Origin of the sequence: Larkinella arboricola (genome assembly GCF_003259745.1) — a bacterium.
Classification (GTDB): Bacteria; Bacteroidota; Bacteroidia; order Cytophagales; family Spirosomataceae; genus Larkinella; species Larkinella arboricola.
Genome location: NZ_QLMC01000003.1, coordinates 852,895 through 875,207, shown reverse-complemented (window position 1 = coordinate 875,207; position 22,313 = coordinate 852,895). Strand labels below are relative to the sequence as shown.

At 51.9% G+C, this 22,313-nt stretch carries 20 protein-coding genes; 9 read left to right on the top strand and 11 right to left on the bottom strand.

Features of this window, described 5'->3' with window-relative positions:
* Nucleotides 1–23: 23 nt before the first annotated feature.
* The 10 genes from LX87_RS15085 to rsmH form a co-directional block, all read right to left on the bottom strand.
* Nucleotides 24–635, bottom strand: coding sequence for an RNA polymerase sigma factor (locus tag LX87_RS15085; protein ID WP_111629048.1), 612 nt, complete (start codon nt 633–635; stop codon nt 24–26).
* 175 nt (nt 636–810) lie between these two features.
* Nucleotides 811–1,644 (bottom strand): translation elongation factor Ts, encoded by an 834-nt coding sequence (gene tsf / locus LX87_RS15080; protein WP_111629047.1) that lies wholly within the window; start codon nt 1,642–1,644, stop codon nt 811–813.
* 148 nt (nt 1,645–1,792) lie between these two features.
* Complete coding sequence (rpsB, locus tag LX87_RS15075) at nt 1,793–2,635, bottom strand: 30S ribosomal protein S2 (RefSeq protein WP_111629046.1); 843 nt, start codon at nt 2,633–2,635, stop codon at nt 1,793–1,795.
* Between the two features lie 96 nt (nt 2,636–2,731).
* Nucleotides 2,732–3,118, bottom strand: coding sequence for a 30S ribosomal protein S9 (gene rpsI, locus LX87_RS15070; protein WP_111629045.1), 387 nt, complete (start codon nt 3,116–3,118; stop codon nt 2,732–2,734).
* Nucleotides 3,119–3,199: 81 nt separating this feature from the next.
* Nucleotides 3,200–3,649 carry a 50S ribosomal protein L13 gene (rplM, locus tag LX87_RS15065; RefSeq protein WP_111629044.1) on the bottom strand — a complete coding sequence of 150 codons (450 nt, stop codon included), beginning with the start codon at nt 3,647–3,649 and terminating at the stop codon, nt 3,200–3,202.
* Between the two features lie 373 nt (nt 3,650–4,022).
* Complete coding sequence (gene mraY / locus LX87_RS15060; protein WP_111629043.1) at nt 4,023–5,240, bottom strand: phospho-N-acetylmuramoyl-pentapeptide-transferase; 1,218 nt, start codon at nt 5,238–5,240, stop codon at nt 4,023–4,025.
* 98 nt (nt 5,241–5,338) lie between these two features.
* Nucleotides 5,339–6,805, bottom strand: a complete 1,467-nt coding sequence (locus LX87_RS15055; protein WP_111629222.1) for a UDP-N-acetylmuramoyl-L-alanyl-D-glutamate--2,6-diaminopimelate ligase — start codon at nt 6,803–6,805, stop codon at nt 5,339–5,341.
* Between the two features lie 31 nt (nt 6,806–6,836).
* Complete coding sequence (locus LX87_RS15050) at nt 6,837–9,008, bottom strand: PASTA domain-containing penicillin-binding protein (protein ID WP_111629042.1); 2,172 nt, start codon at nt 9,006–9,008, stop codon at nt 6,837–6,839.
* The gene (locus LX87_RS15045; protein ID WP_111629221.1) at nt 9,005–9,409 is read right to left on the bottom strand and encodes an FtsL-like putative cell division protein; all 405 of its coding nucleotides are present in this window, start codon (nt 9,407–9,409) and stop codon (nt 9,005–9,007) included. Before LX87_RS15045 ends, LX87_RS15050 begins: the two co-directional genes overlap by 4 nt.
* A 17-nt stretch (nt 9,410–9,426) precedes the next feature.
* Nucleotides 9,427–10,353, bottom strand: a complete 927-nt coding sequence (gene rsmH / locus LX87_RS15040) for a 16S rRNA (cytosine(1402)-N(4))-methyltransferase RsmH (protein ID WP_111629041.1) — start codon at nt 10,351–10,353, stop codon at nt 9,427–9,429.
* A gap of 196 nt (nt 10,354–10,549) precedes the next feature.
* Here rsmH and LX87_RS15035 point away from each other — a divergent pair, with 196 nt between their 5' ends.
* The 9 genes from LX87_RS15035 (at nt 10,550) to LX87_RS14995 (ending at nt 21,714) form a co-directional block, all read left to right on the top strand.
* Nucleotides 10,550–11,779 carry a TlpA disulfide reductase family protein gene (locus LX87_RS15035; RefSeq protein ID WP_111629040.1) on the top strand — a complete coding sequence of 410 codons (1,230 nt, stop codon included), beginning with the start codon at nt 10,550–10,552 and terminating at the stop codon, nt 11,777–11,779.
* 97 nt (nt 11,780–11,876) lie between these two features.
* The gene (locus LX87_RS15030) at nt 11,877–13,175 is read left to right on the top strand and encodes an MFS transporter (protein ID WP_229310669.1); all 1,299 of its coding nucleotides are present in this window, start codon (nt 11,877–11,879) and stop codon (nt 13,173–13,175) included.
* A gap of 322 nt (nt 13,176–13,497) precedes the next feature.
* Nucleotides 13,498–14,145: a redoxin domain-containing protein gene (locus LX87_RS15025; RefSeq protein ID WP_111629039.1), complete on the top strand. Its 648-nt coding sequence runs from the start codon at nt 13,498–13,500 to the stop codon at nt 14,143–14,145.
* A 94-nt stretch (nt 14,146–14,239) separates the two neighbouring features.
* The gene (locus LX87_RS15020; RefSeq protein WP_111629038.1) at nt 14,240–14,815 is read left to right on the top strand and encodes a cupin domain-containing protein; all 576 of its coding nucleotides are present in this window, start codon (nt 14,240–14,242) and stop codon (nt 14,813–14,815) included.
* A gap of 145 nt (nt 14,816–14,960) precedes the next feature.
* Entirely contained in the window at nt 14,961–17,237 is a 2,277-nt protein-coding gene (locus LX87_RS15015; RefSeq protein WP_111629037.1) for an ATP-dependent helicase, read from the top strand.
* Between the two features lie 95 nt (nt 17,238–17,332).
* On the top strand, nt 17,333–18,487 hold the full coding sequence (locus tag LX87_RS15010; protein WP_111629036.1) for an acyltransferase family protein: 1,155 nt from the start codon (nt 17,333–17,335) through the stop codon (nt 18,485–18,487).
* Between the two features lie 8 nt (nt 18,488–18,495).
* Entirely contained in the window at nt 18,496–18,939 is a 444-nt protein-coding gene (gene ybeY / locus LX87_RS15005; RefSeq protein WP_111629035.1) for an rRNA maturation RNase YbeY, read from the top strand.
* 117 nt (nt 18,940–19,056) lie between these two features.
* Nucleotides 19,057–20,163: an AAA family ATPase gene (locus LX87_RS15000; protein WP_111629034.1), complete on the top strand. Its 1,107-nt coding sequence runs from the start codon at nt 19,057–19,059 to the stop codon at nt 20,161–20,163.
* A 75-nt stretch (nt 20,164–20,238) separates the two neighbouring features.
* Nucleotides 20,239–21,714, top strand: coding sequence for a DUF4301 family protein (locus LX87_RS14995; RefSeq protein WP_111629033.1), 1,476 nt, complete (start codon nt 20,239–20,241; stop codon nt 21,712–21,714).
* 66 nt (nt 21,715–21,780) lie between these two features.
* On the opposite strand, the gene LX87_RS14990 is transcribed toward LX87_RS14995, so the two are convergent.
* A complete protein-coding gene (locus LX87_RS14990; protein WP_111629032.1) occupies nt 21,781–22,260 on the bottom strand; it encodes an RrF2 family transcriptional regulator in 480 nt (159 codons plus the stop codon).
* Nucleotides 22,261–22,313: the final 53 nt, after the last annotated feature.

The following is a 22,313-nucleotide window of genomic DNA, read 5'->3' as shown; positions in this document are numbered from 1 at the left end:
TCAGCTTATTAACTTCAGTAGGATCAGCGATCAATTTTTATCCAGGCGAAAAACTTGGCGAGCAACAAACCAATGAAAAGCATCGTTTCCAGATAGCGTTTTTTCAGTTTCTCTTTTGCCCGTTTCAAACGCATCTTTACGGCGCTCTCACTTAGGTTATGGATAGCCGCAATTTCTCGGATACTCACTTCGTCCTGGTACTTCATAAGAAGCAGACTTTGCTCCTCCAGTGTCAATTGCCCAAGTGCTTTTTGCAGTCGTTGAGCTTCCATTTCCATCACTTCTTTATCATCGCCATCGTCTAACCAGTCCATTTCTTCATTAAGTGGGACTTCGGTTTTCTTTCGGTTTGACCGGAGTTGATCCGTGCAATAGTTATAGGTGATCGAAAATAGCCAGGTCGAAAATTTAGATTGTTCCTTAAAACTGCTCAGCCGCACAATCAGCCGCATAAATATATCGTGCGTAAAGTCTTCCGCTTTTACAGGGTCTTTGGTGAACATCAGACATTTACGGTATACTTTGTCACTGTATCGGCTGTATAAGTGTTCAAAGTATCGGTTACTTTGACTGGCTACGTACAGACGAACAAGCTCTTCATCCGTCATCCGTTTTAATTCTAGCGATGCAATCATTATATAAGACGCTTAAACGGCAACAAAGTAACTTTCCTAGTCAAGTTAAAGCCCGGATACGGAAGAGACTTGGTTTTTATTGTATATGCAAATAAAATAAAAATAGCTTGTATATCATAAAAAAGGCCCGGTCTATTTAAACCGGGCCTTTTCAACAAATAAAATGGGGAGTCGCTTAGCCGATAGCTATGCGTTTGAAGGCCGAAACCGTCAACCCTTTGCTGGTTTTATCCAGTAATTGGGCAATTGTGAGCGAGGAGTCTTTTACGAATTCCTGGTTCAGCAGCGTGTTTTCCTTATAGAATTTTTGCAGCTTGCCCATTGCAATTTTTTCGAGCATGGCTTCCGGCTTTCCTTCCGCACGAGCCTGATCTTTACCAATTTCAATTTCGCGCTCAACGATGCTGGAATCAACGCCGTCTTTGTCGATGGCCACCGGTTTCATTGCCGCAATCTGCATGGCGATATCCTTACCAACTTCGACCACTTCGGCTCCGTTGGTGTTATTCAAACCAACCAGAACTCCCAGTTTACCATTAGAGTGATTATAAGCAACTACCTGCTCTGCCGTTACGACTTCGTAAGCAATTACATCCAGTTTTTCACCGATTTTACCCATCAGGTCCGTGATGTGATCCTGGAGGCTCCGGCCATCACCTTGCGGTAAGGCCAGCAATTCTTCTTTCGTAGCCGGTTGGGCAGCAACGGCGTTGTCCATCAAGGCCATCGCCAGATTCTGGAAATCGGCAACGTTTGATACCGGTTCTGTTTCGCAGGCAAATCCAATGATGCGGCCTGTTTTGCCATCCGGGCTAACGTGCGTCAGAACTTTTCCTTCAGAAGTGGTATTTTCGGCACGTTTGCTGGCAATTTTCTGGCCCTGCTTGCGCAGGATATCTTTTGCTTTTTCGAAATCGCCGTCGGCTTCAGTAAGAGCTTTTTTACAATCCATCATACCGGCGCCAGTTTCCTGCCGGAGTCTGTTAACGTCTTGTGCGGTAATAGCCATTGTTTGTGTAGTAATTTTCTGTTAGCAAGTTCTTAATTGTGTAAACTATTCGGTAATCAGGTTACCTGAAACGGAATAGCCCATAGCGAGGCTACGGGCTATCCGAACATATAGGCTTGGCAACAAACATGGTTGCTCTTCGATAGTCTTAATCCTCCTGCTCGTCTGCTTGGTCAGCAGCAACGGGGCCAGTTGCCTCACCGTCGGCTTCTACCAATTGGCCTTCAACCTGAGCTGCCCGCACATCTTCAGCACGTTTCGCTTCCTCTTCTTCCTGCAAACGCTGATCGTCTTTATCCTGCTTGCGCTCCAGCAGACCTTCTTCGATCGCCTTACCAATCGCCAGCGTAATCAGGCGGATTGATTTGTACGCATCGTCGTTGGCCGGAATCGGGAAATCTACCTCATCCGGGTTCGAGTTGGTATCACACATCGCGAATACCGGAATACCCAGCCGTTTTGCTTCGGCAACGGCAATGTGTTCACGTTTTACATCAACGATGAACAGAGCCGCTGGTAAACGCGTCAGGTCAGCAACTCCACCCAATACACGCTCCAGTTTATCTTTTTCGCGGGTTACCGTCAAACGTTCCCGTTTTGCCAGACTTTTGTAGGTTGTTTCATCCTTCATCATTTTTTCGATGCCCTGCATCTTTTTCAATGATTTCCGGATAGTAGCAAAGTTGGTCAGCATACCACCCAGCCAGCGATCCGTTACGTAGGGCATCTTCAGACGACGCGCTTCTTCCGTAACAATTTCCTGTGCCTGTTTTTTGGTGGCGACGAACATCACCTTACGGCCTGAACGAACGATACCTTTGATCGCTGCGGCTGCTTCGTCGATTGACGCCAGCGTTTTGTTCAGGTCAATGATATGGATACCGTTTTTCTCCATGAAGATATACGGTGCCATACGGGGATCCCATTTCCGGGTAAGGTGGCCAAAGTGCACACCTGCATCCAGAAGGTCTTTATACTCTACTTGTGCCATTTGAATGTAGAATGAAAAATGAATATTGAAAATACGCAGCACCGCACATCGGCATCAGACAAGTGCGGCCTGGACAAATCGTGAAACGATAAAAAATTAACGTTTCGAGAACTGGAACCGGCGACGAGCTTTCGCACGACCGTATTTCTTCCGTTCAACCATGCGGGAATCGCGGGTCAGGAACCCTTCTTTTTTCAGGGCCGGACGAAACTCGGGATTCAATTCACACAGCGCGCGGGCAATACCCATCCGGGTTGCCTCGGCCTGACCGGAAATACCACCACCGCGAACGTTTACTTTCACGTCGTAGCCTTCCGTAGAATTGATCGTAGCCAGCGGCTGCTTCAGAACGATTTGCAGAACTTCCGTAGGAAAATACTGTTTGTAATCTCGGCCGTTAATAACGATGTTGCCGGTACCGATCGACAGATACACGCGCGACACGGCTGTTTTCCGGCGACCTAATGCATTGATTCGTTCCATTGTTTAAGATATGAGACGAAAGACGAGAGAGAAGAGACGATCCGATTCTTAGCCTCTTGTCTTACGTCTGACCTCTATTTATTAGTAATCCAGTTTAATTTCTTTCGGTTGCTGCGACGCGTGCGGATGCTGAGTACCGGCGTAAACATACAGGTTGGTAAACAACCGGCTGCCCAAACGGTTTTTCGGCAACATACCTTTGATGGCGTGCTCCAGAATGAAAGCAGGATTTTTTGCCATCATTTCGCGGGGTGTCCGGAAACGCTGACCACCCGGGTAACCGGTGTGACGAACGTATACCTTATCGGTCATTTTCTTACCGGTAAGTTTAATTTTATCGGCATTGATAATGATGACATTGTCACCACAGTCAACGTTCGGCGTAAAGTTGGCCTTGTTCTTGCCGCGGATGATTTTTGCCGCCTGGCTCGCCAACCGACCTAACACCTGATTTTCCGCGTCAATGACCACCCAGTCTTTCTGCGCCGTCGCTTTATTGGCCGAAATGGTCTTGTAGCTTAACGTATCCACTTGTTTATGGGAGATTATATATTGATAGACAATTACTTGCGCTATACACAAAGACTCCCGTCCAAAAACGGGAGTGCAAATATAGAGCGTATATTTCTGAAATACAAGGGAGTTTGAAAATTTCAATCACTTGAAATGGTCTTTCAGCAGCATTTCAGATGAGTTCCTCCGTTTGCGGCAGTTTAACCGGGGTGCTTCAAGCTCGTTTTACCCCACTTCGAGCCGCTTCCGTCTCCTTTCCTTACTACCTGCTCATTGGGCCGTAGATTAAGTTTTCACCGTTACTAATCAGCGTTGGTCAGCCAATCAGTCACCGAATTCGGTCTGACCTGCAATAGAGGCTGAGGAATTTCGGCCAGCAAAAACGTTGAGGTTAGCGGAGCTTTAAGGTTACCAGCGTAATAACAGCCAGAATGATTCCGACAATCCAGAAACGGGTGACAATTTTGGCTTCGTGGTACCCTTTTTTCTGAAAATGGTGGTGCAACGGCGACATCAGGAAAATCCGCCTGCCTTCCCCAAACTTTTGCTTGGTATATCGGAAGTAACTGACCTGCATGATGACGGATACAAGTTCAACCAGAAAAATACCGCACATTACCGGTATCAGTAATTCTTTCCGGGTTGCCAGTGCCAGCACCGCAATAATGCTGCCCAGCATCAAACTGCCGGTATCGCCCATAAACACCTGGGCCGGGTAGGAATTATACCACAGAAAACCGACGCAGGCCCCCACAAAAGCCGCACAGAAAATCACCATTTCGCCCGAGTTCGGGATGTACATGATGCTCAAATACTGCGACAGTGGTTTGTTATTCGATAAGTACGCAAATACGCCCAGCGTCAGACCGATGATGACGGAGGTGCCAGCCGCCAAACCGTCGATTCCATCGGTAATATTGGCCCCGTTGGAAACCGCCGTAATGATAAAAATAACAATGGCTACGTAAAGAATCCAGGTGTATTCGTCCGGGATGAAATCGGGCAGTAACGAGCTGTAATTGAAGTCGTTGTTTTTCAAAAATGGAACCGTGGTCGACATGGACTTAATATCCTGAAACGCTCCGTTTTCAATCTGACCGATGGATGTATCAATTACGCCCGGTTTATATACCCGAATTTTTACATGATCGTTAAAATAAAGCGTCAACCCCACAATCAGACCCAGACCAACCTGACCAACTACCTTAAACTTGCCCTGTAAGCCTTCCTTATTCTTTTTGAATACTTTAATGTAATCATCCAGAAACCCGATCATTCCGGTCCAGATTGTCGATACCAGCAACAGCACAATGTACACATTGGTCAGCTTGGCAAACAGCAGGGTCGGGAAAACCAGCGATGCCAGAATAATGAACCCGCCCATCGTAGGGGTTCCGCGTTTCTGCATTTGGCCTTCCAGTCCCAGATCCCGAATGTCTTCGCCAATCTGCAAGTTGCGCAGCATGTCGATAATCTGACGCCCGTAAACAGCCGCAATCAGCAGCGACAGCGTAATGGCCGCGCCCGCCCGGAATGATAAATACTGGAAAACCCCGGCGCCGGGAAAGTCGAACTGCTGATCGAGGTAGGTGAAAAGGTAATAGAGCATAAAGTTTAACTAGTTGAATATCGCTGTTCAGACAGTCGGGCAGGGAAGTTTTTTACGAAAACCGTTCAGGCTTCCATCTTCAGCCTCCAGCAATCTGGTCATTTTTTGGCAATTGATTGTTGAAAAGCCTCGCGCAGAACCTTACGGTCGTCAAAATCATGTTTGACCCCTTTGATTTCCTGATACGTTTCGTGGCCTTTACCGGCAATCAGAATTACATCATTCGGCTGAGCAATCTCAACGGCCCGGAATATGGCGTCGCGCCGGTCAGCCAGGGTTTGGGTTTTCTTGAACGCAACGGGCGGTACTCCGGCCTGCATCTGTTCCAGAATAGCCATCGGGTCTTCGTGGCGCGGATTGTCGGAGGTCAGAATCACCCGGTCGCTGTATTTGCAGGCAATCTCGGCCATAATGGGGCGTTTGGCTGCATCCCGGTTCCCTCCGCATCCCACAACCGTAATGATTTGTTCATTGCCCTGACGCAGACCCGCGATCGTTTCCAGCACGTTCTGGAGGGCATCCGGCGTGTGCGCATAATCGACAATTCCCACGGGTTTGTTGCTGACAATGACCATCTCGAACCGGCCCGGCGGACTCGGCAGAACCGAAAGCTGGGTCAGGACTTCTTCCCGGTCTTCACCCAATAAAATGGCCGCTCCGTAAACCGCCAGCAGATTGTAGGCATTAAACCGGCCCGTCAGCTTGAACCACACCTCCCGGCCATCGACTTCCATCTGCATCCCGTAGAGGCTCTCCGACATAATCCGGCCTTTGAACGAACCGAGCGTTTGCAGCGAATAGCTTTCTTTTTGGGCCACGGTATTTTGCAGCATCACCAGCCCGCGCTTGTCGTCGAGGTTCGTCAGGGCAAAGGCCGATGCCGGTAATTGGTCGAAAAAGCCTTTTTTGGCTTTGATGTAATTATCGAATGTCTCGTGAAAATCGAGGTGGTCGTGGGTAATATTCGTGAAAATACCCCCGGCGAAGTGCAGCCCGACAATCCGGTGTTGCACCACCGAGTGCGAACTTACTTCCATAAAACAGTGGCTGCACCCGTGCTGGACCATCCGCGAAAGCAACTCATTCAGGGCAATGGTATCGGGTGTGGTATGCGTGGCCGGAATGACGGTTTCGTCAATCTGGTTTTGCACCGTCGAGAGCAGACCAACCCGGTAGCCCCGTAGCCGGAACAGCCGGAATAGCAGGGTGGCCGTTGAGGTTTTGCCGTTGGTGCCCGTTACGCCAACCAGTTTCAGCTTTTTGGATGGATGGTCGTAGAAATTGGCCGCGATCAGCCCCAGGGCATAACTGCTGTCCTGAACCTGAACATAGGTAACATCGTCGGCCCGGTTTTCGGGCAGTTCCTCACACAGAATAACGGATGTTCCCAGTTCAACGGCTTTCTCAATAAACCGGTGGCCGTCGGTTTGCGTCCCGCGAACGGCGGCAAACAAACGGCCCGGACCCGCCTTTCGCGAATCCATCGTCAACTGTTCGACTTCGACATTCATGTTGCCGGAGGTCGACAGAAGCGGTACTTTATACAAAATGTGGGTTAACAGCATAAATAAACGGGGAAATAAGGTACTGGTGTCCTTATTTCCCGGATTGATTTTTTTTGTCCAGAACAACCGCCAGCGTATCGGGTCGGGCAGTTTGTCGCAAAGTTAGGGTAATTTTGCGCGGATGTGGCAACGGATCACCCGGCGGAACCGATTGGTCAACCACTTTGCCGTAGCCTTCAAAACGCACCCGGAAACCCCGGTTTTCGAGCAGGTGCAGGGCATCACGCAACGTCATGCCGCGCAGGTCGGGCACTTTGCTTTGCGTAGGCTGGCTCACCCACTGCGTTTTCGAACCCTGCGCTTCCGCTTTCACCCAGCCGTCCGGACTCGGCGGTGTGTTGATGTTCAACTCCGTACTAATGGTTCGAATGTCGTCGGCAAAACCGGCTTTGATGCCCCGACTCGACGGACGCACCGGTTTGGCGGTACTGGCAAAGGGCCGGTGCATGGGAACGTCGTACGCGTAAATCCGATCGGCAATTTCCCGGAATACGGGGGCGGACACGCTACCGCCGTACAGCAGATCAATACTGGCACCGTGGGGCGTATCAATAACGACAGCGATGCTGTATTTAGGTTTTTCGGCGGGAAAATAGCCGATGAAAGACGTATAATATTTGCCCACCTGATACCGTCCGTTAATAAGCCTTTGGGCCGTACCGGTTTTTCCGGCAAACCGGTAATAAGGACTTTGGCTTTTCCGTGCCGTACCCCGCTCAACCACCCCCTCCAGCATTTTTTTCGCCAGCCGGACGGTAGACTGGCTGCAAATCGGGTCCGGTGCCACATACGGTTCAAACTCCTTGACGACTTCGTTCGCCCGGCGTATCTGCTTCACCAGCATGGGTTGTACCCATTTACCGTCGTTCGCAACCGCATTATAGAAGGCCAGCATCTGCAACGGCGTCAGTTTTAATTCGTATCCAATAGCCATTGAGCTGAGGGACAGGCGACTCCAGCCCGGCGACTGCGGATTGGGCACCACGGGTTTGGTTTCGCCCCGAAGCTGTAACCCGATCGGCTTGTCGAGCCGGAACTGGCGCATGTACCGGCAGTAGGTTTCCGGACGGTTATAAAAGTTGCTCATCAGCATGTGGACGCCCACGTTCGACGATTTTTCGAAAACCTGCTGGGCGGTAATGCTGCCGTGACCTCCCCGTTTGGTATCCGAAATCCGGCGCCCCCGGTACATCACCGCGCCCCCGCCCGTGTGAACCATCTGGTCGGGCCGAATGGCTTTTTCTTCCAGCAACGCAATCAGCGTCGGCAGCTTGAAGGTCGAACCGGGGTCGGTGCCGCCCGCCAGCGCATGGTTGAAGTTTTCGACGTATTTGCCATTTTTCAGGGTCAGATTCGCCATAGCCCGGATCTCGCCGGTTTCAACTTCCATCACGATCAGGCAACCCCGCTCGGCCTGGTATTTTTCGAGCCCGTGCAGCAAAGCCGTTTCGGCCATGTCCTGAAAATTAACGTCGATGGTGGTGTAAATATCCAGCCCCGGCTCCGGCTTGATGTCCGAGCCGTCTTCCAGTGGCATCCGCACCCCGCCCGACAGTTCTTCAACCAGTCCGACACCGTCTTTTCCGGCCAGTTCCTTCTGAAAGCTGGCTTCCAGCCCGACAAATCCGCGCGACGTTTCGGGGTTCAGGTACCCAACCGTCCGCAGGGCCATGCGTCCGTAGGGATGATAGCGCTGGTAAACCGCATCGAATTTTCCACCGCCCAGACCCTGCCGCCGGTCGCGCCGGAAAAAGGGCCATTTCTGCATCTCCATTCGTTCCTGAAACGAAATTTTTTTCCGGCTCAGCAGCACGTACTTGCGGCCACTGTCGCGCGCTTTCCGGATCATATAGGTGTATTCATCCCGCGAACGTTCACCGAATTTCTGCGCCAGCAGGATACCGAGCGAGTCGATTTTCTTGTTGAATGAATCCGTTTTGGCTACGCAGGGGTCGATACCGACGTAATAATAGGGGAGGGAGGTCGCCAGCGGGTCTTCGTTGCGCGAGAAAATATTACCGCGTGTGGCTCGGAGGGTGTCTCGTTTAATGTGATACTGCGTAATCCGGTCCTTCCACAAACGGCCGTTCTGCTTCTGAAAGAACTGAACATACGTCAGCCGGGCGATGATTGCCAGCGCAAACAGGAAAATAGCCACAGACGCCAGCGTTGCCCGGCGCAAAATGTCCTTTTTGACGTTCATGGCTGCGTTGCTTCCTCGGATTTGACAACGATCTTCAAGGGCGGGGTTACGGGTTCCTCCAGACCCGTAGCGATCACGTGCTTGCTGATTTCAGATTGTTTTCCACTTTTCTTAAAATCGGCCTGAAGCGTCGTGTATTCCGCCCGCTTCTCATCCACTATGGCCTTCACCCGCTGGATGTTCCGGATCAGGCGCTCGGCGTTGTGGTTGAAGCCAATGTATAGAATCAGCAGAAACGAAACCCACAAGATGCGTCCGAGATGCTTGATGGGCCAGGGATTGTCTTCGCCAAAAAGCCGTTCAAAACCGATGGTCTGGTTCAGGTAATTTAGAAGGCGGTTTTCGCGTTTTTTCTTCACGACGGGCGCTTTGAGCGGTGTTTTGTACGTATTTTGTGCCATATCGTTGAATCGTTTAGCTACCATTTTTCTGCAATCCGCAATTTGGCGCTCCGGGCCCGGGGGTTCCGGTCAACTTCCTCCGCCGAGGCTTCAATCGGTTTGCGCGTGATCGACTGGAGCGGTTTCAGTTCGTTGCCGTACAGGTCTTTCTCAACATCGCCCCGGAAATTCCCGGACCGGATAAAGTTCTTCACCAGCCGGTCTTCCAGCGAATGGTACGACATCACCACCAGCCGTCCGCCCGGTGCCAGTACCTCCGGAACCTGCGTCAGAAATTCTTCCAACGTCGCCAGTTCCTGGTTGACCTCGATGCGCAGGGCCTGAAAAACCTGCGCAAAATATTTATATTCTTTGCCGCGGGGCGCATACCGTTGCAGGACGGCCTTCAGGTCATTGACGGTTTCGATGGACCGGTTGACGCGGCTCGACACAATGACACTCGCCAGCGTTCGGGCGTTGATCACTTCGCCGTACATCCCGAAAATTTTGTGCAATTGGTCCTCCGGGTAGTCATTGATGACTTTGCGGGCCGTCAATTCCCCCGACTGGCTCATGCGCATGTCCAGATCGGCATCAAAGCGCGTCGAAAAGCCGCGTTCGGGCGTGTCAATCTGGTGCGACGAAATGCCCAGGTCGGCCAGAATACCGTCTACATAATCAATTTTGTAAAGCCGTAAATACCGCTTTAAATGCCGGAAGTTAGCCGCAACGAACGTCAGGCGCGGGTCGTCGATGGCGTCGGCGTTGGCCCGGGCGTCGGGGTCCTGATCAAAGACGATAAGCCGGCCCTCCGAATCCGGTCCCGGCTGCAATTGCCGCAAAATCTCGCGGGAATGGCCCCCGCCCCCGAACGTCACATCGACGTACGTACCGCCGGGTTTGAGGTTCAATCCTTCAATGCAAGCCTGTAATAAAACCGGTTCGTGGTAGTTGCTCCCTGTCATGAAACTATAAACACCTTTTAATCAGCACACCCGCAGCAGTAACAGAATTTTTTCGGGCTTTTCTGGTAGAATTCCGATTTGTCGTCGGTTTCAAAATCCTTTTCGGAACTAAAACAAAATCTTCGTCCGTTACAAACTTAACAAAACCGACCCTATTTCTACCGGGAAGAGAACTGGATCTGCTATTTTTTATTGTATGAAAAAAATTGTTGCAGTACTGTTAGTAGCCCTGTCCGGGATTTCCTGCACCGGTGGTGCTGAATCAGGTTCGAAACTCAAAACCGGCATCTGGCGGGCGGTTGTGCAGAGCAAAGGGGGCGAATTGCCGTTCGGGCTGGAGATTAGTGCCAACGGGTCTGCCTACACGGCCTACGCCCTGAACGGAGCCGAGCGGTTACCGTTTGATAAAGTGACGGTTACGGGCGATTCGGTTCGGCTGACAATTGATATCTTTGAAGCCGAAATCCGGGCCAAAGTAGACGATAATACCCTGCGCGGATTCTGGCGTCGGCACCGGACCGGGCAGGACTATACCTCACTGCCTTTTCAGGCGCAGCACGGGGTTCAATACCGTTTCACACCGACATCCCAAACCCCCAACATTAACGTTACTGGCAAATGGGCCACCACCTTCCGGAGCGAAACTGATTCGACGTTTGCGGTTGGTGTTTTCGAGCAAAAAGGGGCCAGTCTGACCGGAACGTTCCTGACCACGACGGGCGATTACCGGTATCTGGAAGGTAATGTGGTGGGCGATAGCCTGATGCTTTCCACCTTTGACGGGACGCACCTGTATCTGTTCAAGGCGAAACGTGAACCGGATAATACGCTGGTGGGCGGTTTCTGGTCGGGCGAAAGCGGCTACGAAAGCTGGACGGCCCGGTTTGATCCGAATGCTAAACTGCCGGACCCGGCCAGCCTGACGTATCTGAAACCGGGGTACAAAACCATTGATTTTTCGTTTCCGGACATAAATGGAAAACCGGTTTCGCTCAAGGATGCGCGGTTTCAGAATAAAGTGGTGGTGATTCAGATTCTGGGTTCCTGGTGCCCGAACTGCATGGACGAAACCAATTTTCTGGGTCCGTGGTACAAAAAGAACAAAAACCGGGGCGTCGAGATTGTGGGACTGGCTTACGAAAAATCGGCGGAACTGACCGAATCAGCACCGAAGATAAAACGCATGATGGACCGCTTTAACATTGACTACCCCGTTGTGCTGGCGGGTACGAACGTCAAATCCGAAGCGTCGAAAACACTGCCCATGCTCAACCAGGTGGTGGGCTTCCCGACCACCCTTGTGCTGGATAAAAAAGGAATGGTTCGCCAGATTCATACGGGTTTCAGCGGGCCCGGAACAGGAAGGTATTACGATGAATTTGTGGCCGATTTCAACCGGCTGATTGATAAACTAGTTGCAGAGTAAACAACAAATTGTAAGTAGACAAAAGAATTTAGACACGAGAGAAAAGGCAACTCTTTTGTCTCACATCTAGCCTCTCTTGTCGAACTTCCACACCCCTATGAACATGACCCGCCAGGAGAAAGTCCTGCTTTTCATTCTCGCGTGCATCAACTTCACGCACATTGTTGATTTTATCATCATGATGCCGATGGGGCCGCAGCTGATGCGGTATTTCAACCTGAATCCGCACGAGTTCAGCTTCATTGTATCAGCTTATAGTCTGAGCGCCGGGATTTCCGGTTTTCTGGCGGCTTTTTACGTCGACCGTTTCGACCGGAAAAAGGTCGTGCTGACGGCTTACATCGGTTTTGTCATCGGTACAATCGCCTGCGGATTGGCTCCAACGTTTCCGTTGCTCATTGTGGCCCGAACTACCGCCGGGCTGTTTGGGGGCGTTCTGGGTGCGCAGGTTTTTTCCATCGTGGCCGATGTTGTTCCGTACGAACGACGGGCTACGGCGATGTCGATTATCACCACCTCTTTTTCGGTGGCTTCTGTAGCGGGTGTACCGCTGGGGTTGTATCTGGCCACCGAAATTAGCTGGCATGCCCCGTTCCTGGCCCTGGGTGGCCTGGGTGTTTTGGTAACGGTCCTGATCATCCGCTACGTGCCGCGGCTGGATGGGCACCTGCAAACCGGAATCCGTTATCATCCCCTGGAAATCCTTACGGCTATGCTGCGGAGCCCCAACCAGCTTCGGGCACTCTGGCTGACGACGACCATCATGCTGGGGCATTTCAGCATCATTCCGTTGCTGTCGCCCTATCTGGTGGCAAATGTCGGTTTGGGCGAAAATCAATTGTACCTGATCTATCTTGTCGGCGGTTTGGTCACCATCTTCACGGGTCCACTCGTAGGGCGTCTGGCCGATAAGCGGGGCAAGTATCCGGTTTTCGTTGTTTTTGCGTTGCTGTCCATGATTCCGATGTTTCTGTTAACATCCATGCAGCCGTCCGGTCTGACCTATATTCTGGCGGTGAATGCCGTGTTCTTCATCTTCTCCAACGCCCGTTTCATTCCGACGCAGGCGATGGTAACGGCGGTGGTTGAACCGCAGCGCCGGGGCGGTTTTATGAGCATGAATTCATCGGTTCAGCTGCTGGCGCAGGCCGTTGCCACGTATGGGGCCGGTTTGCTCGTCACCAAAACCGAAAGCGGAGCCTTGATTCATTATTCGTGGGTGGGATATCTGGCTATGGCGGCCATTTTTGTGAGTGTTTTCATTGCCCGGTACATTCGACCGCTTGATACAGATGGCGTCGAGTCATTACCTGCCCAGTCAGCTGGAGCCAGTCTGGACGCTAAAAAGAAGGTCTCAAAAAAACGTCCTCAAGAAGCGACACATACCGTTTCCTAAAATTAAGGCGCTGAAATTTGGCACCAATAGATTCTGTTTTCTATATTTGCACATAATCTATTGACAAAGTATAGTAATGTTTATTTCGGAAAAACATAGAATCCTCCGCTCGGTTCCTGCGATGTACCCCGATTCTGGCCATTTCTGTTGTTGTCAGAAAGCACGGATGGGTTGTTGATACGTTCCTTTCCCCAAGTTACTAGCTCCCCTGCCTAACCATTCTCTTAAAAGCCTGACGTAATTTTTGGGCAGTTTGATTTAACCAAACGTCCGTTTAAGCGTTTTTCTTAAAATATACATAGTCTATAAACTAGCTAAGATAATGATTGCCTTTTTCGACACCGTTCACGAAGACACCGATCTGTATTCCGTTCCGCAGAAATTCCGGAAACTCGTTCCGATCAAACCGTTGCAGTCAGGCCAGAAAGCACCGTTGTTCGGTGTTCACCGCCAGCGGACGATTGGGCAATACGTTACCTGGCAGGCCGATTACGCCAAAACCGTTCACCTGCACGACTGGCTCCAGAACGGTCCGCTGGTCGTTGCGTTTTACAGTGCTGGCTGGAACGGTTACGGTAAAAATTATTTGCAAAAGCTGATAGAGCTTCAGGCGGTTATTCAGGAGGCCGGGGCAAATCTGCTGGTTGTTTCGCCGGATTCACCGGACTCCCTGCAAACGCTGGTTGATGAGCATGATTTATCCCTGACTATTGTACAGGATGCTGATAACCAGATTGCCGCAAAATTCGGGGTCTATTCTACCGATGATCCGGTATGGAACTGGATTGCTGGGATCACGGAAGACGTACCGTATCCGGCCCTGTTTGTTGTTGCTCCCGACCGTCAGATTCAGTTCAGTTACATCGATAAAGATTTTGATGCGCAATTTCCGGCTGAAGCCGTTCGGAGGCAGCTTGATGGCCGGTCTGCCGTTAAAACGCTGGCTTTTTACGACCGGAACGCAGCCTGATTTTACCAGCGGCTTTCTTAAAATACAGGGGCAGAAAACAAGTTTCGGTACAGGTGGTTTCCTGAAAGAGAATGTTGTTTACTAAGGAAACAGGATGAACCGGAGCGAATTTCTGGTAATTGGCGGTTCTATGCTGTTCGTAACCCGAACCACTATGGCGCAACCAACCACGGAACCGGAGACCCATCTTTTCAAAGATGACGGCACGATTCCAAACAGCAAATACCCCCTTCTGATTTATCACAATGCCTTTTCGGAAACCGGCCCGGCGGGGGCTTCCTGGCTGGAAGAACGGTTTTCGAAGAACAACTGGACCAATTCCTGGCGCAACGGCGTCTTTCCGTATCATCATTACCACAGCCTTTCGCACGAGGTGCTGGGTGTTTACAGCGGTTCGGCCCTGTTGCATCTGGGCGGTGAGCAAGGCCAGAAAATCCGCGTTCAAACCGGCGACATTCTTGTCATTCCGGCGGGTATTGGCCACAAACGGCTCGAAGCGTCGTCTGATTTCGGGGTGGTGGGTGCCTATCCCGACGGGCGCGATTACGACGTGCTGCGCGGAGAACCCGGCGAGCGGCCCCAAGCCGACCAGAACATTGCCGCTGTTCCGCTTCCCAAAACCGATCCACTGCTGGGCCGGGAAGGCGGGCTAACCCGTATCTGGAAATAAGACACCCACTCGTCTGTTTTTCAACTTCATTGCGCCCCCGCAAATACCGTCTAGATTCTGTCTGCATTTCCGCTCATCCGCAACTTTTTTAGTAGTTTTGAATGTTATTTTTAGATGACTAACCACTGAAGAGGGAGAGCTGTTGATGACGGATTATATTTCAACATTGAATGAGCCACAACGGCAGGCCGTATTGCACGAAAACGGTCCGCTGATGATTATAGCCGGCGCCGGATCGGGCAAAACCCGGGTATTGACCTACCGGATTGCCCACCTGATTGAAAAAGGGATTGATCCGTTCCGGATTTTAGCCCTGACGTTTACCAATAAAGCCGCCGGTGAGATGCGCCACCGGATTGAGAGTGTGGTGGGTACGGAGGCCCGTAACATCTGGATGGGTACCTTCCACGCGGTTTTTGCCAAAATCCTGCGGGTAGAAGCCAAGGCGCTTGGCTACACGAGTAACTTTTCCATTTACGATACCGACGATTCCAAATCGCTGCTGAGAAGCATTATCAAGGAGCTGGCGCTGGATGACAAGGTGTATCGTCCGAACATGGTTTTTTCGCGAATTTCGGGGGCCAAGAACCGGCTGGTGGGTCCGGCGGATTACCTGGCAAACCCGCTGATTCAGGCCGACGATGCAGCCGCCCGGATGCCCGAAATTGGCCGGATTTATAAAGCCTATTCGATGCGGTGTTTCCAGGCCAACGCCATGGATTTTGACGATCTGCTCTACAACACGAACGTCCTGTTCCGCGATCACCTCGATATTCTAAACAAATACCAGCACAAATTCAGACACGTACTGGTCGATGAGTTTCAGGATACCAACGTATCGCAATACCTGATTACCCGGAAGCTATCCGCCGTCAATCAGAATATCTGCGTGGTGGGCGACGACGCTCAGAGCATTTATGCGTTCCGGGGGGCCAACATCGAAAACATTCTGAATTTCGAGAAAGACTTTCCGGATGTCCGCACGATCAAACTGGAGCAGAATTACCGCTCGACCAAAACCATCGTCAATGCGGCCAACTCCATTATTGCCCGCAACCGGGAACAGTTGCGCAAAAACGTTTTTACCGACAACGAAGAAGGCACGCTGATCGAGGTCGTTAAGGCCGCTTCCGACAACGAGGAGGGCCGGTTGATTGCTACCTCACTTTTTGAAGCCAAGATGCAGGACGGATTGCGAAACTCCGATTTCGCCATTCTGTACCGCACCAACGCCCAGTCGCGGGCCTTTGAGGAAGCGCTTCGGAAGCTGAATATCAAATATCGTATCATCGGCGGCCTGTCGTTCTACCAGCGCAAGGAAATCAAGGACCTGCTGGCGTACCTGCGTTTTACGGTCAACCAGAACGACGAAGAAGCGTTCAAGCGAATCATTAACCTGCCCAAACGCGGTATTGGCGATACCACCGTGGCCAAGATTTCGGTGGTGGCCGCCGAAAACCAGGTACCGATCTGGGAAGTGGTCAGCAACGTCAGCAAGTACGTGGCCGGTCGGGCCGGTATTGCCATTGAAGGGTTTGCCGATCTGATCAAGAGTTTTCAACTGCTGCTCGACAAAAAAGACGCCTATGACGTAGCCGCGCACGTAGCCAAGGCATCCGGTATTCTGAAAGAACTGTACGACGATAAAACCGTCGAGGGGTTATCGCGCTACGAAAACGTGCAGGCCCTGCTGAACTCCATCAAGGAGTTTGTAGATAACCCGGAAAACGACGACAAGAGCCTGAGTTCCTTCCTACAGGTTGTTTCCCTGCTGACCACCGCCGACGAAAAAGACGATGACGGCGACACCGACAAGGTCACGCTGATGACCATTCACGGTGCCAAAGGGCTGGAGTTTCGGAACGTCTACATTGTGGGGCTGGAGGAAGATCTGTTTCCGTCGCAGATGATGCTGGAAAGCCGGGCCGATCTGGAAGAGGAACGGCGGTTGTTTTACGTGGCCATTACCCGCGCCGAGAAAAAACTAACGGTTTCCTACGCCGAATCGCGGTATCATTACGGTCGTCTGAAAGTCTGTGAGCCGAGCCGCTTTTTAATGGAAGTCAATCCAGACTTCCTGAAAGTAGCCAAAGTCCGGCATACGGAGCGGGAAGATCGCCGGGAAACAAACCAGGATGCAACTTCCGGCGGGTCGATGAGCTTTGTCCGGAGTCTGGCCCAGAAAACCGCCCGCCAGCAGACTCCCCAACCGACGGTGGCCCACGTTCCGTCGAGTGATTTTGCCCCCAGCGATACCTCCAAACTGGCCGAAGGAATGCGCGTCGAACACATGAAGTTTGGCTTCGGGCTGGTGCAGAAAGTCGATCAGGACGGCAACGACCGAAAAGCCGTAATCAAGTTTGAGACGGCGGGCGAAAAGACGCTGCTGTTGAGCTTTGCCAAACTAAAGATTGTTGTTTAGAACTATGCCGGTATGGCGGACGAACGGCCCGCCATACCGGAGTGAGTATACCGGCCTGCGTACCTGCTTTTGGTTGAAACGATTCCCTGTTCGTTATGTATTCCGATACCAAAACCGGTTCTGCGGCCCTTTCGGTACAATCCGGGCATGCAGCTAAGCCACAAAGGCTGTTATCCATCGACGCCCTGCGCGGATTCGACATGTTGCTGATTGCGGGGGGCGGTGCGTTTCTGGAACGTATGGAGGGCAAAACGGGCCTGGCCTGGGTCGACTGGATTGCCGGTCAATTGACCCACCCGGCCTGGCACGGGTTTACGTTTTATGACTTCATTTTCCCGCTTTTCCTGTTTATTGCCGGGGTTTCAATCGCTTTTTCCCTGCAGGCCGGACTGGAAAATGGTCTGGAAAAGCCGGTTCTATACCGCAAGGCGTTTCGTCGGTGGATGATTCTTTTTCTGCTGGGAATCCTGGATAAAAACATCCCGCTGGATATTTTCGACCCGGCCAACATTCGCTTCGGGACGGTTTTGGGACGCATCGGTCTGGCCAGTTTCGCAGCGACGGTTTTGTTTCTGAATTTTTCCTGGAAACAGCGGTTAGTATGGGTTGCTGGCGTTCTGCTGGCCTACTACGCGGCTTTGTTTCTCATTCCGGTTCCGGGGTACGGCAGCGGTGATCTTTCGTTTGAAGGCAATCTGGTTGCCTGGTTCGATCAGACGTTTATGCCCGGACGGCTGTTGCAGAAAACCTACGACGAAAATGCTCTGCTCACCCAATTTCCGGCGCATTGCCTGACGGTATTGGGAACCGTGGCCGGGCAACTCCTGCGATCGGACAGAACGGAGCGAACTAAACTAAGCTACCTGAGCGTTGCAGGTCTGATCAGCATCGGTATCGGGCTGGTGTGGGGGCTTCATTTTCCCATCAACAAGCACCTGTGGTCGAGTTCATTTATTTTGCTGACCGCCGGGATGGGGTTGCTTTTTCTGGCGCTTTTCTACGGTATCATTGATGTGCTTGGCTACCGGCGATGGTCGTTTTTTTTCAAGGTGATCGGCATGAACTCCATTGTGGTGTACCTGGCGTACCGGTTTATTGCTTTCGACCACACGTCGGAGCTTCTGTTTGCCGGATTTTATAAATACACCGCCGAGCACTGGCACGACGTTTTTCAGGCACTCGGCTCGCTGCTGCTCGTCTGGACGATGCTTTACGTGCTGTACCGGAACAAGATTTTTGTGAAAATATAATCCACAGTATGATTCGTTTTTTTACAGAAGATATTCAGTTTAACCTCCCTCAGAAAGTGCCAACCCGCCAGTGGCTTACGGCATTAGCGAAACGCGAAGGCTTTACGGTCGGCGAACTGAATTACATCTTCTGTTCCGATGACTATCTGCTTCAGGTCAACCGCGAATACCTGGACCACGATTATTACACCGACATTATTACGTTTGATAACTCCGAAGAAGAAGGGCGGCTGGAAGGCGATATTTTCATCAGCATCGACCGGATTCGCGACAATGCCCAGCAATTAAAGATAGTCGAAGAACAGGAGCTTCGGCGGGTGCTGGCGCATGGGGTGCTGCACCTGTGCGGGTACGGCGATAAAACCGAGGAGGAAGCCCGGCAGATGCGGCAGAAAGAAGAAGAAAGCCTGGCTGCCTGGAACGCCCGTTCACTCAACGCTACGGGTGACTGATTTAAGAATGATACTTTTTGCCTGCTGTCAGGTTCTATCTCCTGGACGCCATGTCGTGAACCGCTTTTTCCGTTCCCCGCGGCCCGGCACGGTATTGCCGCAAACAACGATCCAGTAATGTGGCAGTTGACTTCCCGAAAAAGCTGGAAAGAACTGGAACAGCAATTCCGGTTTGTCCGGGCCATGCGCGACGTACCGCAGGACCCGCGTTGCCATGCGGAGGGTGATGTGGCCGTTCATACCCGGATGGTCATCAAACAACTGTTACGGCTTCCCGGCTACCGGCAACTTTCGCCACTTGATCGGGAGATTCTGTGGACGGCGGCCTTGCTGCATGATGTGGAAAAACGCTCGACAACCGTTATCGAGGCCGATGGCAGCATTACGTCCCGGGGCCACGCCCGCCGGGGGGAGCAAACCGCGCGTGAATTGCTGTATCGCTATTTTCCGGCTCCCTTCCACATCCGGGAGCAGATTGCCAAACTGGTGCGTTATCACGATTTGCCCCTGTGTTTTTTTGAAAAACCGGACCCGTTGAAGTCGCTGATTCAGGCCAGTCTGGAAGTGGATACGCACCTGCTGGCCCTTCTGGCCGAAGCCAATGTGCGCGGCCGGATTTCACCCGATCGGGATGAGTTGCTGGAGCGAATCGCCTTTTTTCGGGCGTACTGCGAAGAAAACAAGTGTTGGGGGCAGCCCTATCCATTCTCTTCCGGTCTGAGCCGATTTACGTACTTTTACAAGGAAGACGCGTTTCCCACCTACGAACCTTTCGATACGACGGTTTGCGAGGTTGTATTGCTGTCGGGTTTGCCGGGCGCGGGGAAAGATACGTACTTGGCCCAACACCTTCCGGGCTGGCCGGTGGTGAGTCTGGACGATTTTCGGCGGCAACTCCGGATTGATCCGGCCGATCGCGAAGGCACGGGGTACGTGGTGCAGATGGCCAAAGAGAAAGCCAAAAGCCTGCTCCGGCAGCACACCTCGTTTGTCTGGAATGCTACCACCCTGACCCGCCCGATTCGCCAGCAGCTGGTTGAGTTGTTTGCCGCTTACAAGGCCCGCGTTCGGCTGGTATACCTGGAAGTGCCGTACCCCCAGCTCCGGCAGCAGAACCGCAACCGGCTTCATGTCGTACCTAATGTGGCGATGGACCGGATGATTGCCCGGCTGGAAGTTCCGGCCAGTTGGGAAGCCCACGAGGTCGTTTACGAAGTTAGGTAGCGAACGGCTTGATTCGATACGGCAAATTTTCGTATTTGCCATTCATACAAAACCGCATTCTATACCGAATTTTTTATGCAATTCACCGAACAGGATCAGCATCAAATTCTGGCGCAGGGCGCCACCCTTGAGCAGGTTGACGAACAGATCCAGCATTTTATCAATACGTTTCCATTCCTGCCCGTCATCAAAGCCGCAACGGTAGGGGATGGGGTTATCCGCGTCGACGAACAGAATTTAACGGCCATCGTGTCGGCGTTCGATCAGAAAGCGCCTTCGCTGTCGTTGCTGAAATTTGTTCCGGCGTCGGGGGCGGCCACGCGGATGTTTAAATCGTTGTTTGCCGCGCTGGAAGGCAAACGCGATAAATCCGTCGATGAATTTTTCGACCGCCTGTCCGATTTCGCGTTTTACGATGCCCTGAAAGGCGTGTCGGGGGAAACCGATGAGCACGTACTCAGTGCGTTGCTAACCAGCGAGGGACTGGATTACGGAAATCTGCCGAAAGGCTTGCTGCTGTTCCACCGGTATCCGGAAGGACCGCGCACACCCGTAGAAGAGCACCTGATCGAAGGAGCGGCTTATGCAAACGCGAACGGCCGGGTACGGATTCACTTCACGGTTTCGCCCGAGCACCGCAGCCGGTTTGAAGAACTGATTGAGCGCGTTCAGCCGGAGTACGAAGCCAGGCTGGGGGTTACGTTTGAGATTACGTTTTCCGAACAGAAAAAATCGACGGATACCATTTCGGTTAATCCGGATAATACGCCGTTCCGAAATGCCGACGGTTCGCTGCTGTTCCGTCCGGCGGGTCATGGTGCGCTGATCGAAAACCTGAACGACATCGACGCCGATGTGGTGTTTATCAAAAACATCGACAACGTTGTACCGGATGCGCTGAAAGAGCAGACCATTATTTATAAGAAAGTGCTGGGCTCCATTCTGCTGGATATTCAGCAACAGATTTTCCGGTTCCAGGAGTTGCTGGACGACGATATGGTCAGCGAAGGCTACCTGACCGAACTGGACGAGTTTTTGCGTAATACGCTCTGCATTCTGCCGCCCGACGGTTTTGACGATTGGACGCAGGACGACAAAGTAGCGTACTTCCGCCAGAAGCTCGACCGCCCGCTACGGGCCTGCGGGATGGTGAAAAACGTGGGCGAACCCGGTGGCGGGCCATTCTGGGCTAAAAACGCGGACGGTTCGGTTTCGCTGCAAATTGTGGAATCGGCGCAGATTGACCTCGGTAATGCCGAACAGAAGCAGATTTTCGATACAGCCACGCACTTCAATCCGGTCGATCTGGTTTGTGCGCTGAAAAACCGCGACGGCGAAAAATACAACCTGCCCGCTTACCGCGATCCGCAAACGGGTTTCATTACCTCAAAGTCAAAAGATGGGAAGGAACTGAAAGCGCAGGAGTTGCCCGGTCTGTGGAATGGCGCGATGGCCGACTGGAACACGGTTTTTGTGGAAGTGCCGCTGATTACCTTCAACCCGGTCAAAACCGTCAACGACCTGCTCCGGAAGGAACACCAGCCCGCTTAGGAAGGTGTTTTAAACCGATAAGTATTTAACTAAAAAAGCCCACGGTTTGAGCCGTGGGCTTTTTACTTATATTCGATTGGCTGCCTGATTTTCGGTATCCACCAGATTCACCACAACTTCCTGGTGTTCGGCTTCCCGGCGGGCAAAGGCGGCCAGCGTTGTTTTCTCGTAAACGGCCAGATTGGCGTCGCGCACCCGCTCCATGATGGGCCGGATGGCGCAGGCGATTTCGTCGTTGCAATCGTCGCAACGCACATAAAAATTAAGCGAAACGCAGGGCGTCGGGGCAATCGGGCCATCAATAACCCGCAGCACCTGGGCCAGATTTACCCGTTCCGGATCGACCCGCAGCAGATAGCCGCCCCCTTTTCCTTTCTGACTTTGCAGGATGCCGTGGTTGCGTAGCTCCAGTAGAATGGCTTCCAGAAACTTTTTAGGGATGTTTTCTTTGGCCGAAATGTAGGATATTAAGATAGGCCCTTTGCCAAATTCTTCGGTAAGGACTTTTAACGCTTTAATGGCATACTTGGCTTTCTTTGAAATCATGTGGTGCTACGGCTATAGTTTTTTCGGTGTCGTTCGGGCGTAATTATAAAACT

Excerpts from the sequence above, each read along its gene's own strand:
- LX87_RS15055 (WP_111629222.1), bottom strand. The coding sequence starts at position 6,805 with ATGCTGTTAACCCACATTTTGTATAAAGTACCGCTTCTGTCGACCTCC.
- ybeY (WP_111629035.1), top strand. The coding sequence starts at position 18,496 with ATGATTCGTTTTTTTACAGAAGATATTCAGTTTAACCTCCCTCAGAAA.
- LX87_RS15020 (WP_111629038.1), top strand. The coding sequence starts at position 14,240 with ATGAACCGGAGCGAATTTCTGGTAATTGGCGGTTCTATGCTGTTCGTA.
- LX87_RS15030 (WP_229310669.1), top strand. The coding sequence starts at position 11,877 with ATGAACATGACCCGCCAGGAGAAAGTCCTGCTTTTCATTCTCGCGTGC.
- LX87_RS15085 (WP_111629048.1), bottom strand. The coding sequence starts at position 635 with ATGATTGCATCGCTAGAATTAAAACGGATGACGGATGAAGAGCTTGTT.
- rsmH (WP_111629041.1), bottom strand. The coding sequence starts at position 10,353 with ATGACAGGGAGCAACTACCACGAACCGGTTTTATTACAGGCTTGCATT.
- mraY (WP_111629043.1), bottom strand. The coding sequence starts at position 5,240 with ATGCTCTATTACCTTTTCACCTACCTCGATCAGCAGTTCGACTTTCCC.
- LX87_RS15050 (WP_111629042.1), bottom strand. The coding sequence starts at position 9,008 with ATGAACGTCAAAAAGGACATTTTGCGCCGGGCAACGCTGGCGTCTGTG.
- rpsI (WP_111629045.1), bottom strand. The coding sequence starts at position 3,118 with ATGGAACGAATCAATGCATTAGGTCGCCGGAAAACAGCCGTGTCGCGC.
- tsf (WP_111629047.1), bottom strand. The coding sequence starts at position 1,644 with ATGGCTATTACCGCACAAGACGTTAACAGACTCCGGCAGGAAACTGGC.
- rpsB (WP_111629046.1), bottom strand. The coding sequence starts at position 2,635 with ATGGCACAAGTAGAGTATAAAGACCTTCTGGATGCAGGTGTGCACTTT.
- LX87_RS14995 (WP_111629033.1), top strand. The coding sequence starts at position 20,239 with ATGCAATTCACCGAACAGGATCAGCATCAAATTCTGGCGCAGGGCGCC.
- LX87_RS15035 (WP_111629040.1), top strand. The coding sequence starts at position 10,550 with ATGAAAAAAATTGTTGCAGTACTGTTAGTAGCCCTGTCCGGGATTTCC.
- LX87_RS15010 (WP_111629036.1), top strand. The coding sequence starts at position 17,333 with ATGTATTCCGATACCAAAACCGGTTCTGCGGCCCTTTCGGTACAATCC.
- LX87_RS14990 (WP_111629032.1), bottom strand. The coding sequence starts at position 22,260 with ATGATTTCAAAGAAAGCCAAGTATGCCATTAAAGCGTTAAAAGTCCTT.
- LX87_RS15015 (WP_111629037.1), top strand. The coding sequence starts at position 14,961 with ATGACGGATTATATTTCAACATTGAATGAGCCACAACGGCAGGCCGTA.
- LX87_RS15000 (WP_111629034.1), top strand. The coding sequence starts at position 19,057 with ATGTGGCAGTTGACTTCCCGAAAAAGCTGGAAAGAACTGGAACAGCAA.
- LX87_RS15045 (WP_111629221.1), bottom strand. The coding sequence starts at position 9,409 with ATGGCACAAAATACGTACAAAACACCGCTCAAAGCGCCCGTCGTGAAG.
- LX87_RS15025 (WP_111629039.1), top strand. The coding sequence starts at position 13,498 with ATGATTGCCTTTTTCGACACCGTTCACGAAGACACCGATCTGTATTCC.